This is a genomic window from Actinopolymorpha rutila, from assembly GCF_013407855.1.
In the GTDB taxonomy this organism is placed as follows: domain Bacteria; phylum Actinomycetota; class Actinomycetes; order Propionibacteriales; family Actinopolymorphaceae; genus Actinopolymorpha; species Actinopolymorpha rutila.
This window is the reverse complement of record NZ_JACBZH010000001.1, coordinates 275,315-289,257: the sequence shown is the minus strand read 5'-3', so window position 1 is coordinate 289,257 and position 13,943 is coordinate 275,315. Positions and strand designations below refer to the sequence as shown.

13 protein-coding genes and 1 tRNA gene are annotated in these 13,943 nt (G+C 71.5%); 3 read left to right on the top strand and 11 right to left on the bottom strand.

Going from position 1 to position 13,943, the window contains the following annotated elements:
- Window positions 1–10 precede the first annotated feature (10 nt).
- The gene (locus tag F4554_RS01255; protein WP_179785650.1) at window positions 11–451 is read left to right on the top strand and encodes a hypothetical protein; all 441 of its coding nucleotides are present in this window, start codon (window positions 11–13) and stop codon (window positions 449–451) included.
- A gap of 409 nt (window positions 452–860) precedes the next feature.
- Here F4554_RS01255 and F4554_RS01250 read toward each other — a convergent pair.
- Together F4554_RS01250 and F4554_RS01245 are read right to left on the bottom strand one after the other, a co-directional pair.
- Window positions 861–951: transfer RNA gene (locus F4554_RS01250), tRNA-Ser, on the bottom strand.
- Between the two features lie 207 nt (window positions 952–1,158).
- Window positions 1,159–2,595 (bottom strand): FAD-binding oxidoreductase, encoded by a 1,437-nt coding sequence (locus F4554_RS01245; protein WP_337795825.1) that lies wholly within the window; start codon window positions 2,593–2,595, stop codon window positions 1,159–1,161.
- 248 nt (window positions 2,596–2,843) lie between these two features.
- On the opposite strand from F4554_RS01245, the gene F4554_RS01240 reads away from it, so the two are divergent.
- Window positions 2,844–3,413 carry an AAA family ATPase gene (locus F4554_RS01240; RefSeq protein WP_238341182.1) on the top strand — a complete coding sequence of 190 codons (570 nt, stop codon included), beginning with the start codon at window positions 2,844–2,846 and terminating at the stop codon, window positions 3,411–3,413.
- A gap of 16 nt (window positions 3,414–3,429) precedes the next feature.
- Here F4554_RS01240 and F4554_RS01235 read toward each other — a convergent pair whose 3' ends face one another.
- Window positions 3,430–3,888 carry a YbaB/EbfC family nucleoid-associated protein gene (locus F4554_RS01235; protein WP_179785648.1) on the bottom strand — a complete coding sequence of 153 codons (459 nt, stop codon included), beginning with the start codon at window positions 3,886–3,888 and terminating at the stop codon, window positions 3,430–3,432.
- Window positions 3,889–3,953: 65 nt separating this feature from the next.
- Window positions 3,954–5,018, bottom strand: a complete 1,065-nt coding sequence (locus tag F4554_RS01230) for a hypothetical protein (RefSeq protein WP_179785647.1) — start codon at window positions 5,016–5,018, stop codon at window positions 3,954–3,956.
- Window positions 5,019–5,247: 229 nt separating this feature from the next.
- Between F4554_RS01230 and F4554_RS01225 the strand changes: the two genes are divergently transcribed.
- Window positions 5,248–5,772, top strand: coding sequence for a hypothetical protein (locus F4554_RS01225; RefSeq protein ID WP_179785646.1), 525 nt, complete (start codon window positions 5,248–5,250; stop codon window positions 5,770–5,772).
- A gap of 17 nt (window positions 5,773–5,789) precedes the next feature.
- On the opposite strand, the gene F4554_RS01220 is transcribed toward F4554_RS01225, so the two are convergent.
- From F4554_RS01220 to F4554_RS01190, 7 genes are all read right to left on the bottom strand, one after another.
- Window positions 5,790–6,611, bottom strand: a complete 822-nt coding sequence (locus F4554_RS01220; RefSeq protein WP_179785645.1) for an endonuclease/exonuclease/phosphatase family protein — start codon at window positions 6,609–6,611, stop codon at window positions 5,790–5,792.
- Between the two features lie 41 nt (window positions 6,612–6,652).
- Window positions 6,653–7,534: an endonuclease/exonuclease/phosphatase family protein gene (locus tag F4554_RS01215; RefSeq protein ID WP_179785644.1), complete on the bottom strand. Its 882-nt coding sequence runs from the start codon at window positions 7,532–7,534 to the stop codon at window positions 6,653–6,655.
- A gap of 161 nt (window positions 7,535–7,695) precedes the next feature.
- On the bottom strand, window positions 7,696–8,703 hold the full coding sequence (locus F4554_RS01210) for a Gfo/Idh/MocA family oxidoreductase (protein WP_179785643.1): 1,008 nt from the start codon (window positions 8,701–8,703) through the stop codon (window positions 7,696–7,698).
- Window positions 8,700–9,968 (bottom strand): DegT/DnrJ/EryC1/StrS family aminotransferase, encoded by a 1,269-nt coding sequence (locus tag F4554_RS01205; protein ID WP_179785642.1) that lies wholly within the window; start codon window positions 9,966–9,968, stop codon window positions 8,700–8,702. The genes F4554_RS01210 and F4554_RS01205 overlap by 4 nt, the downstream gene beginning before the upstream one ends.
- Window positions 9,965–11,347: a hypothetical protein gene (locus tag F4554_RS01200; protein WP_179785641.1), complete on the bottom strand. Its 1,383-nt coding sequence runs from the start codon at window positions 11,345–11,347 to the stop codon at window positions 9,965–9,967. Before F4554_RS01200 ends, F4554_RS01205 begins: the two co-directional genes overlap by 4 nt.
- Before the next feature lie 101 nt (window positions 11,348–11,448).
- Complete coding sequence (locus F4554_RS01195) at window positions 11,449–12,927, bottom strand: CynX/NimT family MFS transporter (RefSeq protein WP_337795824.1); 1,479 nt, start codon at window positions 12,925–12,927, stop codon at window positions 11,449–11,451.
- Between the two features lie 109 nt (window positions 12,928–13,036).
- The gene (locus tag F4554_RS01190; RefSeq protein ID WP_179785640.1) at window positions 13,037–13,801 is read right to left on the bottom strand and encodes a WecB/TagA/CpsF family glycosyltransferase; all 765 of its coding nucleotides are present in this window, start codon (window positions 13,799–13,801) and stop codon (window positions 13,037–13,039) included.
- Window positions 13,802–13,943: the final 142 nt, after the last annotated feature.

Below are 13,943 nucleotides of genomic sequence, written 5' to 3'. Positions count from 1 at the left end.
GGGGCTCCGAATGTCCGAAGCATGGGTGACCGATCAAGACCTCCGCGCCGCGTACACGCGGTTCGCGGACGAAATCCCCGGCTTTGCGATTCCGGTGGCATACGGCGTGGCGCGCAAGGACGGGCCGCACCTGACGTTCGGGCATATCAATGCGCCTGGGGCTGTTCGCCCGCTTCCGGCCGTCGTGCTGGCGGGAACTTGCGGCTACGTCGCTGACACGGACGTCTATCGACTCGATCGCGACCTGTTTGCCAGCGCAATCGCTCGTCTCACTCCGGCGGAGGCAGCGATCCACATGCCCCATCCGAACTTGTGGTCATGGCGAGAACTCCTGGCGGGCTCGAACGTCAGGAGCACGTTCCTAGCCTTCTTCATCGCGAGGCTTGATGACCCACCGCTTGACTCGGATGACGAACAGTTTCGGAACAGGCTGGTTTCAGGTTCCGCATAGGCCGTCCTGCCGAGGTCGGGAGTCATTCTTCGTTGGCGTGTGGACGACGTGTATCCAGAGCCGTCACCAGCTTGTGTGGCCGGGCCTTGTCACGAACACACTTGGCCCCAGAGGCTGAGGACCGCGGGGGATCGCAGGTCGCCGACCACCGCATTTTCTGATCGCCCTGGCCGGGCTGACCGACTGCGGCGACCCGGCAATCCGGCTTCGTGAAACTCCGGCGCGCCAGGCTGTAGTCGACGCCCACGATCGCGTCCGCTCCTTCCGGCACCCAACTGGCCCCGAAATAGAGCCCTGAGACAGCGGATCCGCCGGCTCGTCGCGGCGACACAATAAGATCAATCAGGCCGTCGGAACGAGCAGACCGCAGAACACGTTTCCGCAGGTCAGAGCAGCTAATACCGGTGAGCGGAGGGCATGGGATTCGAACCCATGACCGAGAGGGGTCCCTCGGTAGCGGTTTTCAAGACCGCCGCACTAGGCCACTATGCGAGCCCTCCCGACCTGCGGTACGACGCCCTAGCCCGGGCCGACAGCCGTTCGAACGACCAGACCCCACCCCGGCGAAACCCCGCAGATCCACCCTCGAAGCCAGGCTCGAGGGCAACGCCGACCATTGTCCCATCCGGGTACGACAACCCATCCCACCCCTGGCGCCGACAGCCAGACCGAGGCCGGTCGAGGGCCCACGCCCGGCGAGGCGCACCTCAGCCGGTCGGGGAGATGTTGTGGTTGAGGCGGAAGAGGTTCTGCGGGTCGAAGCGCCGCTTGAGCTCGACCAGGCGCGGGTAGTTGTCTCCGAACGTCGACCGCGCGAGTTCGTCCGCCTCGTAGAAGCCGGGGAAGTTCACGTACTCCCGCCCGTCGGAGTACGCCCCTGTCCGCTCGTACACGTCACGCGCCCAGGCGATGTTGGCGTCGTCGTCCTCGGCATTCTCCCAGTTCGCCTCGATGCCCAGCATGTACGGCATCGACCGGTCGCCGAACGCGGTGTCGCCCGCCGGCACCCGCGCCATCGCGCCGCCGAGCGGCCACACGTCGATGGTCGACCGCGGGGACGGAGCCGCTTCACTCAACCCCACGATGGTGTCGATGAGCGCGTCGTCCAGCCCGGTGAGGAAGCGGGACTTCCAGTAGTAGCGGAGTTCGTGCGCGGGATAGTCGGCGTCGAAGAACTCCTGCAGTTCGAGGTACGTACGCCGCCCGCTGAGGTCGACGACCGGCCGGCCGAGCGCGCGGGCCGCGGCCAGCACGCGCTCGCCCTCGTCGGGGTCACCCACGTACGTGGCCAGGTGGATCAGCACCGGCCGCCCGACGTACTCCTGCGGGAACCCTTCCATCGGCGGCCCGTACATCAGGATGGCGAGCGACGCCACCTCGTCCGGGATCGTCTCCTTCCACGATCGGATCGCCCGCAGCGCCTCGCCCGCGTCCGCGCCGGCGTGCACGACGAGCGAGCAGAACACGTCCGGCCCGACCGGGTGCGCACGGAACTCGAACTCCGTCACGATCCCGAAGTTGCCGCCGCCTCCGCGCAGCGCCCACAGCAGGTCCGGATCCTCGCTGGGCTTCGACCCGGCGCGTACCGTACCCCCGTCGGAGGTCACCACCTCGGCGGACAGCAGGTTGTCGCAGCTCAGCCCGTGCTTGCGGAACAGCCAGCCGAAGCCGCCGCCGAGCGTGAGGCCGGCCGCACCGGTTTCGCTCACCACGCCCATCGGGACGGCCAGGTTGAACGGCTGCGTCGCCTGGTCGAGGTCGGCGATGCGCACGCCGCCCTGGGCGCGGACGATCTCGGTGGCGGGATTGGTCAGGGCCGCGCTCATCGGGGACAGGTCGACGACCAGGCCGCCGTCGCACGACGCGATTCCGGAGACGTTGTGCCCACCACCACGTGCGGCGAGGAGCAGGTCGTGCTCGCGGGCGAAGTTCACCGCGGTGGCGACGTCGCCGGAGTCGGCGCAGCGGGCGATCAGTCCGGGCCGCTTGTCGACCAGGCCGTTCCACACCGCCCGGGCCGTGTCGTACTCCGGGTCGACGGGCTGGATGAGCCGGCCGCGCAACTCGTCCGCGAACCTCTCCACCGCCCCTTCGGGCACCTCGACGAGATTGCCGGCGAAGGAGTGCAGTCGTACGACAGCCACGGCCGGACCCCCTTGGGCGGAGACACAAAGATTCGCGGGCGCCACGGACCACGCCTGCACTCCCGGCATCCCACCATCGGCGTCCGCGCGGCGGCACGGGTATGTCGTCCCTCTCACCATGGGCGTCCGGCCCGGAAGCGGCGGGCCCGTCGGGCCAGGGCCGGCGGCTCAGGGACCGGCGTCGGTGACGGGACCGGCGAGATCCAAACCAGGTGCACCGCGGTGCGCCCGCCCGGCACGATGGGCCGATGGCCCCCCAGATGTCCGAGGTGTCCGAGGCACCCGAGGTCCCGAAGGTGATCGTGGTGACCGGCGTCATGGCCGCCGGGAAGTCGACCGTCGCACAGTTGCTGGCCGAACGCCTGAACCGGTCCGCGCACGTACGCGGCGACGTGTTCCGCCGGATGATCGTGTCGGGTGCGGCGCCGATCGTGCCGGACGGCGGGGAGGCCATGGACGCCGAACTCCGCCTGCGCTTTCGGATCTCCGCCCAGGTGGCCGACGCCTACGCCGAGGCCGGCTACACCGCCGTCGTCCAGGACATCATCATCGGAGAGCACCTGATGGAGTACGTAAAGTCGCTGGGCACCCGCCCGGTCGGCGTCGTCGTCCTCGCACCGCGGCCGGAGGTGGTGGAACGCCGGGAGGCCGGCCGGACCAAGACGGGGTACGCCGACGGCTGGACCGCCGCCGACCTCGACGCCGCACTGCGCGTCGAGACGCCCCGGCTCGGCCTGTGGCTGGACACCTCCGACCAGACGCCGGAGCAGACGGTGACGCAGATCCTGGACCGACTCCCGGAATGCCGAGTCGACTGAACGGTTCGGGCTGCTGTCAGGGCTGCTTGAAGCCGGTCACCCGGTGGGTGGCATCGCGCATCGCGGCGTTCGCCTGCTCCGGCGTCACGTCGCCACGCCCGATCCGGATCAGCTCCTCGGCGGCTTCCTTGACGTTGCTCGTACCGTTCAGCGCGGTGTCCAGGTCGATCCCGGCCGCTCCGCTCAGCTCGGACATGAGCTCCTGGCTGCGCTCGGCCAGCGCCGCGTGCGCCTGGTTGATCGTCTCCCTGAGCTCCTCGGCGAGGTCCTCGGACGCCTTGCGCATGACGCGGGGGTTGAGGTCGATCGCGGCGACCTGGCCCTTCGCGTCGACGGTGACGGTGATGTACTCGTCCTCGCTGGTGGCGCTGGCCGTCAGGTCGTTCATCCGCTGCTGGACCGTCTCGAGCTGGTCGACCATGTTCAGCAGGCCGTCCATGTTGGCGTCGAGCTCGGGGATCCCGAAGAAGCTCATGTGCGCTGTCCTCCCGGCCGGTGGGGTGCCCAATCCAGTGGCTCAGTCGGGACCACGCGGTCAGCTCACGCCTTCGCCCAGTCCTTGGTGGGATCCTTCAGGTCGATGAACGTCTGCTCGTCACCGCCCGGCCCGATGTCCAGCTTCTTGAACTGTCCGGCGCTGGCGATTGACGTGGCGTTACCTGCCCACGTGGCGATGAACGTCAGGATCGCGGCGGCCACCGCCGTCGTCGCGATCGCGTTGGTGATGGCGACGGCGACCTGGCCGAGCTTGCCCGCCAGCGTCGTCAGCGGGAACGCCTCCATGATCTTGAAGCAGATCATCGCGGCCAGGCAGGCGGCGTCGGTGATCATCATGCCCATCTGGATTCCGCGGATGGCCGAGGCGACACCGTCGATCGCGGTCGCCTGACCGGACGCGGCGTCCTTGGCGTCGTTCAGCTCGACCTGGAAGTCGGCCAGCCAGGCGTTGAACTGCCTGCGGGATTCGTTCTCCACCGACCAGGCGTCGTCGCTCAGCCCCATCGCCGTGTCGAGGTCACCGATGTTCTTCAGGTGTTCGGCCGTCTGCTCCCAGGCGCCCTTCGCCTGGCTGAGGGACTCCTCGTCGGGCTCCAGTGCCGCCCAGGTCCCCACGCTCATCAGTGCCAGCGGGCACAGCCTCGCCGAGGCGTTCTTCGTGACGATCGAGAAGACCCAGTGCGGCCGGAGAGCCACTGCCGCCAGCACCGTGACGGGAACCCCGCCGCCCGCGTAGCCGTCGACGATCGAGCCGAGCATCGACGTGGCCGGCTTCGGCCTGGTGGCCTCGAGCTTCTCCTTGCCGTCGGCGGTGAGTGTGTTGGCCTTCTCCGCCGTCCAGTAGGTGTGGGCGACCTGGGCCAGGCCCTCCACCATCTGCTTGAGCTTCTCCCGGCCGTCCTTGAGGTTGTGCAGCTGGCTTTCCCGCGCGGCGTCGTAGGAGCCCGCCAGGATGGCCGCGGGGAGTGCGCCGAACGCGTGCCAGGGCAGCTCGGTGTATTTGTCGACGTAGTCGACCGCGACGTTGAGGTGCGGGCCGGCCTTGTCGGCGGCCGCCTGAGCCGCGGCCTCGATCAGGTGCCTGGTGTTTTTGTTCTGGGGTGCCACCGATCCGGCCTCCGTCGTCCCGTCGCCTACCCGGACCAGACCACAACCCCGGCCGCCGGCCCGGCCTCCCGATCCCGGTGTCGCGAGGCGAAGTGCCGAGCCTACTGGTCCGGACGGTCGGGCCGGACCGGCCGGCGGCGCGTCTGTGGACAACGCGTGCGGAGGACAGCCTGTGGACAAGTTCGCGGGCCTGGTCGCACGGTCGGCGCGTACGGATACCCTGTCGGCCGTGCGCGCCAAAGAAGTGTTCCGACCCAACCCACTGGGCACGTTCCTCGGCGCCGTCCTGCTCCCGGTGATGGCGCTCTTCTTCGGGGGTGCGGCCGTCGCGATGCTGGTCAGGACCCCCGGCACCGCCGGCGTGCTGTGGTTCCTCCTGTTCGCGGCGGTGGCGTTCCTGCCCGGCATCGGCGGCTGTCTGATGCTGCGCGGCTGGTTCGCGATCGAGGTCGACGAGGCCGCCCTGTCGATGGTCGGGCTGTTCAACACCAACCGGCTGCGGATGCCGTGGAGCGACCTGGACGGCGTCGGGCTGGTGAAGTGGCGTGGCGCCCGCTTCCTGTCCGTACGCCCTACGCGCGGGTGGGAGACGAAGCCGCACCGCTGGGCGATGCGCTGGGAACCAAACCGCCGGCTGCTGCTGATCTCCGGTGTCGAACGCTGGTCGCGGCCGACCGAGGAACTGCTGGGATGCGTACGAGAGCACGCGGGTACGAAGTGGCGCGACCCGCTGGACGAACCCCTCGCCGACTGAGTCCGGGTCCTCGGAGCTCAGAGCCGTACGTCGGCCACGACCGGCAGGTGGTCGGAGGCGTCCGCGTCGGTGAGCACCCACGCGCGTTGAGCCGTCAGGTCGGGTGAGACGAGCACGTAGTCGATCCGGCGGTCCGGGACGGCCACGGGAATCGTGTGGCCGGGGTCGGAGCCTTCGGCCGGCCAGGCGTCGGCGAGTACGTCGGTGAGCGGCTTGGTCTCCGGGGCATCGGGCAGGGCATTCAGGTCTCCGGTGAGGATGGTCCGCCGCGGTGCGGGGCCGAGGATGTCAGCGACCCGGGAGGCCTCGCTCTCGCGGGCTCGCGGATCGGCCTCGGACAGATGCGTGGTGACGAACCGCAGCCGCTCCCTGCCCCCGTCCTTGTCGACGTCGACGTCGACGGCCAGGAGCCCGCGCGGTTCGAGGCCCGGCCCAGGTGGCAGCAGCTCGTGCAGCACCGACAGGATCGGGAACCGGGACAGCACCGCGAGGCCGTACTGCCGGCGCTCCTGCCCCGCCCCGTCGGACCCGTCGGGGTCGAGGTCGAGATTGGCGGCGTACGCCACGTGCATGCCCAGCGCCGTCGCCAGCCACTCCGCCTGGTCGGCGAACGCACTGCGTTCGGACCAGTGCCGGTCGACCTCCTGCAGCCCGATCAGGTCGGCGCCGGAGCGAGCGAGCACCGCGGCGGTCCGGGCGAGGTCGAGCCGGTCCTCCGTGTCCGCGCCGTGGTGGACGTTGTACGTGACGACGCGGAGGGCGGCGGCCAGTTCGTGGCCACCGCCCTCCGAGGGGTCGTGCGGGTGTTCGTGTTCCACGTGGAACCGCGGGCTGCTCACCCGGTCCACGCTACGGGGACGGCCGTAGAAAGGCCGCGCGGTCAGCGACGGACGGCGAGGTCGGCCACCACCGGCAGGTGGTCCGAGCCGTCGGCGTCGGTGGCCACCCGGGCGTGCAACGGCCGCACGTCCGGCGACGACATCACGAAGTCGATCCGGTTGTGCGGGTCCTCCCGGGAGTAGGTGAACCCGTCGCCCACGCCGACCGCCGCCCAGGAGTCGGTGAACACGTTGGTCAGGATCTTGATCTCGGTCGCACCGACACTGGCGTTCAGGTCGCCGGTGAGGAACGTCCGGGTCGGCTGCTCGCCGAGAAGCTCGATGATCCGCTGCGCCTGCGCCTGGCGCTCGAGGTTGTCGTTGTGCTGCAGGTGTGTGTTGGCGAACCGCATCGTCACGCCGCGCACCTTGACGTCGGCGACGAGCAGGCCGCGCTGTTCGTGGTCGCCGAACTTCGGCAGCAGGGTGTTGGTGTAGGACTCGATCGGGAAGCGGGACAGGATCGCGGTGCCGTACTGGCGGCGCTCCACACCCGGCGTGGCCGGATCCAGGTCGAGATTGGCGGCGTAGGCGACGTGCATGTCCAGCCGCTCGGCCAGCCAGGCGGCCTCGTCGAGGTTGTCGCTGCGGTCACCCCAGTGCCGGTCGACCTCCTGCAGGCCGATCACGTCCGCGCGCAGGCCGCGGATCTCGTCGGCCACGTCGGGCAGGTCGAGCACGTTGTCCGGGCCCGCACCGTGGTGGATGTTGTAGCTGGCCACCCGTACCCGTACCGGCTGGGCCTGGTCGGCGCGGGCTGCGTTGACACTGGTCTGGTCGGCGCTGGCCGGCGCGGCCGCGAGCCCGACGGAGGTGGCGAGCGCGAGTGCGGCCGCACCCGCGAAGGTGAGTGCACGCGTGAGTCGTGGCGTACGTCGAAGCACGAACTGCTCCCTTTCCCGGCGACAGGGGTAGGGCACCTGGCGACGCAGGCGCCCGCGCCCACGTTAACGGTTTTCGGTCGGAAGTCGATCTTCGTACACCGTTGCCGCGACCGGTCCCGGTCACGCCCTTCCGAGACGGGACGAGGGCGACGCGAAGTGCGTCAGCGGAGCAGGCCGGCGGGATCGACCGGCCGGCCCGTGCGCGCCGACTCCTCGGCGCCCAGCGCGATCGCCAGCGCGATCAGGCCGTCCTCGGCGGTGACCCTGGGCTCCGGTCCGCCGGTGAACGCGGTGACGAACTCTGCGAACTGCTCGGCGAACGGGTCGATCGAACCGTCGTCGGCGTACACCACCGCACCGGTCCCGTCGGTCACCACCGGTGCCGCGGAGTCGAACCGCAGCACGCCCTCGTCGCCGGCGAGCTCGAACGTCGAGCGCACCTCGGTGCCCGGCACGTCCCAGACCGCCTCGACCCGGGTTGTCACCCCGTCGGCGTGGGTGAGCGTCGCGTTGCTGCGCAGCGGGGCGCCGGGGCCGGAGCGCGGCGTCGTACGGCCGACGACCTCGCTCACCTCGCCGGCCACCCAGCGGGCGTAGTCGAGGTCGTGGATCGCCAGGTCGACCAGGAGGCCGCCGGACCGGGCCACGTCGGCGAACCAGGTCTGCGCGCCCGGGCTCTCCGCCTGCCGGAAGAACGTGAACTCCTCGGGCCGCCCGATCCGGCCGGCGGCGATGGCGTCCCGGGCCACGACGTACGCCGGGAAGTAACGCAGCACCTGCGCCACGCACAGCCCGACACCGGCGTCGATGCACGCATCGATCATCGTCCGGCCCTCGGCAGGGTCGCGGGCGAGCGGCTTCTCGCAGACGACGTGCCGGCCGGCCCTAGCGGCCCAGTGGGCGAGCGTCGCGTGGGTGTCGGTGGGCGTGCAGACGTCGATGACGTCGGCGGCGGCGAGCACCTCGGCCGGCTCGGTTACCGGCCGCACGCCGTGCTCGGACGCGAACGCCCGGCCGCGCTCGGGCGAACGGGAGTGGACCACGACCTCGGCACCGAGCCGGTGCCACGCCTCGACGTGCCGGCTGCCCATCTGGCCGGTGCCGATGATCGCAACCCGGGGCCGGGCCGTCGCGTCGAGCGTCCGCGCGCCGTCCGCCGCTTCGGTCACGTCGCCTCCACCAGGGTGTCCGCCGCCGCCGAGACCTTCTCCGCCGCGGCGACGATATCGGCCATGTCGGCGTCGGAGCCGAGGAGGACCTGCTGGGGAATCCACACCAGCTCCGCGCAGAACCGCTCGGTCACCGGCAGGTCGAGCCGGCCGTAGTCGGTCGCGGGGTAGGACGGGTCGAATCCGGTTGCGCGCTGGTCGAATCGGCGATGCGCGAACACGCCCTGCCGGTCGAGAGGTACGCCGTAACCGGGACTGGACGGGATTCCCTCGGCGTTCAGGGCGGCGGTGAAACGCTCGCGCGGCAGCCCGCCGAACGCGTCCGGGTCGTACCGGAACTGGTACAGGTGGTAGCCGTGCGTCGTGCACCGCGGGTCGCGGGCCAGCGGGGTGAGCCCGGCGATCCGGGACAGCCCCTCGTCGAGGACGCGGGCGCTGCCTTCGCGGCGTTCCAGCTGCTCGCCCAGGTCGGCGAGCTGGGCCAGCAGGATCGCGCTCTGGAACTCCGTCAACCGGTAGTTGCCGCCGAGGATCCCGTGGTCGTACCACGCGCCGGCCCGCGAACGCCCGCAGTGGTGGAAGCTCCACGCCCGCTCGGCGAGCTCGTCGTCGCTGGTCACGACCATGCCGCCCTCGCCGGCGGTCAGGTTCTTACTGGCCTGGAACGACCAGCAGCCGAAGGTGCCGAACGACCCGACCCGCTGTCCCCGCCAGCTCGCCCCGTGCGCGTGCGCGGCGTCCTCGATCAGCGCCAGCCCGTGCCTGCGGGCCAGGTCGGTGAGCCGGTCCAGGTCGGCCGGATGCCCGGCGAGGTGGACGGGGATGATCGCTTTCGTCCGCGGGGTGATCGCGGCCTCGACCGCGTCCGGGGCCAGGCAGGCGTACTCCGGGTCGACGTCGGCGAACACCGGCAGTGCGTTCACGCCCAGCACGGAGGTCGCGGTGGCCAGGAACGTGTAGCCCGGCACGATCACCTCGTCGCCGCTGCCGATGCCGAGCGACTTCAGCGCGATCTCCAGCGCAATGGTCCCGTTGCACACGGCCAGGCCGTGCCGCGCGCCGTGGTAGGCCGCGAACGCCCGCTCGAACTCCGTCTTCACCGGCCCGTCGGCGGCCGACCAGACGCCGGCCCTCGCGACCTCGGTGACCGCGCGCACGGCCGCGTCGTTCACCGGCGGCCAGGCGGGAAAGGCCGCCTGGCGTACGGGGGCGCCGCCGAGCAGGGCCGGCCGGTCGGCGTCCGTCGTCGGCCTGGTCGCCGTCATCGGTGGTCTCCGATCTGCGTGGAAGGGCCATGCTGTCCGGGCACGCCGAGTTCGTCCTGGGCAAGGTCGGCCAACACCTCGTCCAGCGCGGTCAGCACGTGGTCCTGCACCGCGGGCGCGAACCTGCCGGCGCGGTAGACGTACGGATAGGACTGGTCCGGCTCGTAGCCGCCCTCCCGCACCTGCGCGGCGGTGACGACGTACCCGATCATTCCGTTGGTGTACGGGATCGGCAGGGCGGCGCCGGACGTACGGCGCTTCACGTGGTGCCCGTACGCCACGCTCACCTCAGCGTCGAGACCGACCAGGGTGAGGCCTCCGGCGAGGTCGGCCCGGGTCAGCCGCAGCGGCACCTGCTCGACCAGCCGGCCCGGCTCGGCGAGCAGCCGCCGTGCCCAGTCGCCGTCGATGCCGGGCGCCTCCCGGCGGCGGGCCAGTTCGTCGCGGGAGGGCACCTGCAACGGCAGGTTGACGGTGTGGGTCCGCACCGCGACACCGCCGGGGGGCAGCGGAGGCAGTCGCCGCAGCGGCCGGCCGAGGACCGCGCCGACCGCGGCGGCCAACTGCTGCCCGATCGCCTCGATCTCCTCGTCGCCGCCACGGTGGAACTCCCCGTTCCGAACGACGTTCGGGTTGACGTCGCCGCAGCAGCCCTGCAGGAAGCCGATGGGTACGCCCTCCCCGACGGTGTGCTCCAGGGCCGACCGCATCGCGCCCGGGTAGTCCGGCGACACCTGCGGGTCGGCGGAGACGACGGGGTGGCAGGTGTAGTGGACCAGCAGCGCCCGGGTCGAGCCGTCCGGGCGGGCCAGCCGGAGCACGCCCACCTCCGGGTCGTTCGGGCCGTTGGGGTTCGGGCCGCCGTAGGTGCCGTCGAGGTTGGCCCGCCGGCGGTTGATGCCGAACCCGCAGCTGCCGGTGCCGCGTTCGACGTACGCCGGTTCCATCCCGGCGAGGGCCTCACCGATCGCGGCGAGCACGGCGTCGGTCAGGTGGGCGACGTAGGCGGGGTCCCCCTGGCCGATGAGCGGGGAGAACGTCAGCCCCGGTTGGGGTGCGCAGTGGGTGTGCGAGGCGTGCAGGACGACGCTGCCCTCCGGTACGCCGTGCTCGGCCTCGATCCGCCGGGTCAGGTCGGCCACCGTGTCCGGCCCCCACCACAGCAGGTCGGCGCAGACCAGCAGCGCCGTGCAGGTGCCGGCCGCGTCGCCGAACGCGAACACCTGCGCCGCCAGCGGCGCCCGCACCTTCTCCCAGGGTTCGAGCCGGACCGCGAACCCGGCCAGCGGTACCGGGTCGGAGGGGGTGATGTCGGCGGTGGCGGTTCCGACGTACAGCGCGGCGCCGTTCGCCTCGAGGGTGTCGGAGGTCTCGGTCACGGTCGTGTCGCCTCCCGGCCAGGGCCTACTGGTGTGGCCAAGTATGGCGAACGATCACAGTGGGCGACAGCGCGCGAACCCGCCGCGGACGGCCGGAACCGTCAACCGCGAGAGTGCCCCGGACCGTCCACGTCGGCACGCTCGCCGGCGGCCCCAGGATCAGCGGCGAAGTCCTCGGCGGCGACGTCCTGCGCCGCGTCCGCGGCGGCCAGCTCGTCGTCGACGTACCTCGGCCGGGCCGCCATCAGCCCGGTCGCCACCTGCGGCACCACCAGCACCAGCAGCAGCCCGATCGGCACCGTCCATCCGCCGGTCACGTCGAACAGCGCGCCCATCGCCAACGGCCCGCAGGCCGCCAGCAGGTAGCCCACGCTCTGGGTGAACCCGGACAACCGCGCCGTCACGTCGTGCGACCGGGAGCGCAGCCCGATCATCGTCAGCGTCAGCGGGAACGCGCCGCCGCCCAGGCCGAGCAGGATCGCCCAGGCGACCGCCCCGGAAGCGGGCGCGAGCAGCAGCCCGACGTACCCGACGATGTACGCCGCGCCGCACGCCCACACCAGCGGCCGCTGGTCGGGCAGCCGGGCGGCCAGCGACGGGAAGAGCAGCGACAGGGGTACGCCCACCAGCGGCAGGATCGCCAGCAGCAGCCCCGCATGGGCGGCGTCCACCCCGGCGGCACGGAAGATCTGCGGCAGCCAGCCGAACGCGGCGTACGCCTGCAACGACTGCAGCCCGAAGTATCCCGCCAGCGACCACGCCAGCGGTGACCGGCCGACCGACCACAGCGACTCGTGCCGGCCGCTGGACCCGGCCGGCCGAGCGACCACCCCCCGGCGCCGGGCCAGCACCAGCCACGGCAGCAGCGCCACCCCCGCGGTGACCGCCCAGGCCCCGAGACCGAACCGCCAGCCGCCGAACGCGTGCGCGATCGGCACGGTCAGCGCGGCCGGCAACGTGGTGCCGACGGCCATGGAGGTGGTGTACGCGGCGGTGGCCAGGCCGACCCGCCCCGGGAAGTACGCCTTGACGAACGCCGGGACGAGGACGTTCCCGGCCGCCATCCCGGCCAGTGCGATGGTCGTGGCCAGCAGGAACACCGGCACCGACGGGACGAGCACCCGCACCAGTTGGCCGGCCACCACGGCGAGGAGCGCCGCGGCCAGCACCTGCCGGGAACCGAACCGGCGCGACCAGCCGGGCGCCATGGCACCGAACGCGGCGAAGCTCAGCACCGGCAGTGTGGTCAGGACACCGGCCACCAGCGCGGAGACGCCGAGGTCCGCGCTCACCTCGTCCAGGACGGCACCCAGGCCGGAGACGGCGGGGCGGAGGTTGAAGGCGAGGAGAACGACGGCGGCGAGGAGCAGCCAGGCCGGCCAGCCGCCACGGGCCGGGGCCGACTGCGCCGGCACGGTCGTCTGCGCGGTGGCCCGCTCCGCGTCCAGCGTCGCCACGGCGACGTCGGCGTAGGCGGGGGTGCGGTGGGACTCCGCGGCGCTGCCGGCGGGCGCCACCAACGACGGGCTCAGTGACGGGGAGGGAGCCGACGAGCCGGCGGATTCGCAGGTTGATGACACGTGGGCCAATCGTATGGGGTCTCCCCCGGACGGCCCACCCCTTATCCACGCCTGGTCAGCGGGTCACCTCGCGCGGAGCGTCATCCTCCGCACGTCGGGCCGCCGACCGTCACCCTCGCGCGGTCCGGGTCCGGCGCACCATCGCCCGCAGGACCAGGGCGAGGAACCTCGTGTTGGTCACGGCGTACCGCGTGAACAACCGGCGGGGCTCCTGCAGCAGCCGGAACAACCACTCCAGCCCCAGTCGCTGCATGTACGCGGGCGCCCGGCGCAGGTCGCCGGCCAGGACGTCGAAGCTGCCGCCCACCCCGATGCACACCGGCACCTGGGCCTGGTGGGCGCCCTCGATGATGAAGTGCTCCTTGGTGGGGGTCGGCATCCCGACGAATACCACGTCCGGGTCGGCCGACCGAACCTCGTCCCACACCCGGGAGGCGTCGTCGGGACCGAAGTAGCCGTCGCGGTGACCCACGATGCGAACGCCGCGGGCGCTGAGCTGACCGGCCAGCCGGCGGACCACCTCGTCGCGGCCGCCGAGCAGGTAGACCCGCCACCCGGTCTCCCGGGAACGGTCGAGCACCTGCTCCATCAGATCGATCCCGGCGACGCGCTCCGGCAGCGGCTGGCCGAGGGCACGCGCCGCCCAGACGAACGGCTGGCCGTCGGAGCCGATCAGGTCACCGCGTTCGAGGACGGCGAGGTAGTCGGGGTCGTCGTGCGCGCGAACCACGTTCGCCGCGTTGACGCACAGGTGGGTGCCGCTCTTCCGGCTGGCGACCCGCTCCTCCACCCAGTTCAACGTGCCCTGCATGTCGACGGCGTCGACGGGCACTCCGAGCACTCGTAGCCGACGACTCACACTAGTCACGGCCATGTGTCGCACACCCCTTTAAGGAGACGAGCCCCCCGGCCTGTCCTTGCCTTTAGCAGCATTTTGCAAGCACAGACCATAGAGGTGACGGAGTGGATCAGGAGTACCGGGAGCCGTTTTTTGTCCCAGACATTGACTTTTGGGA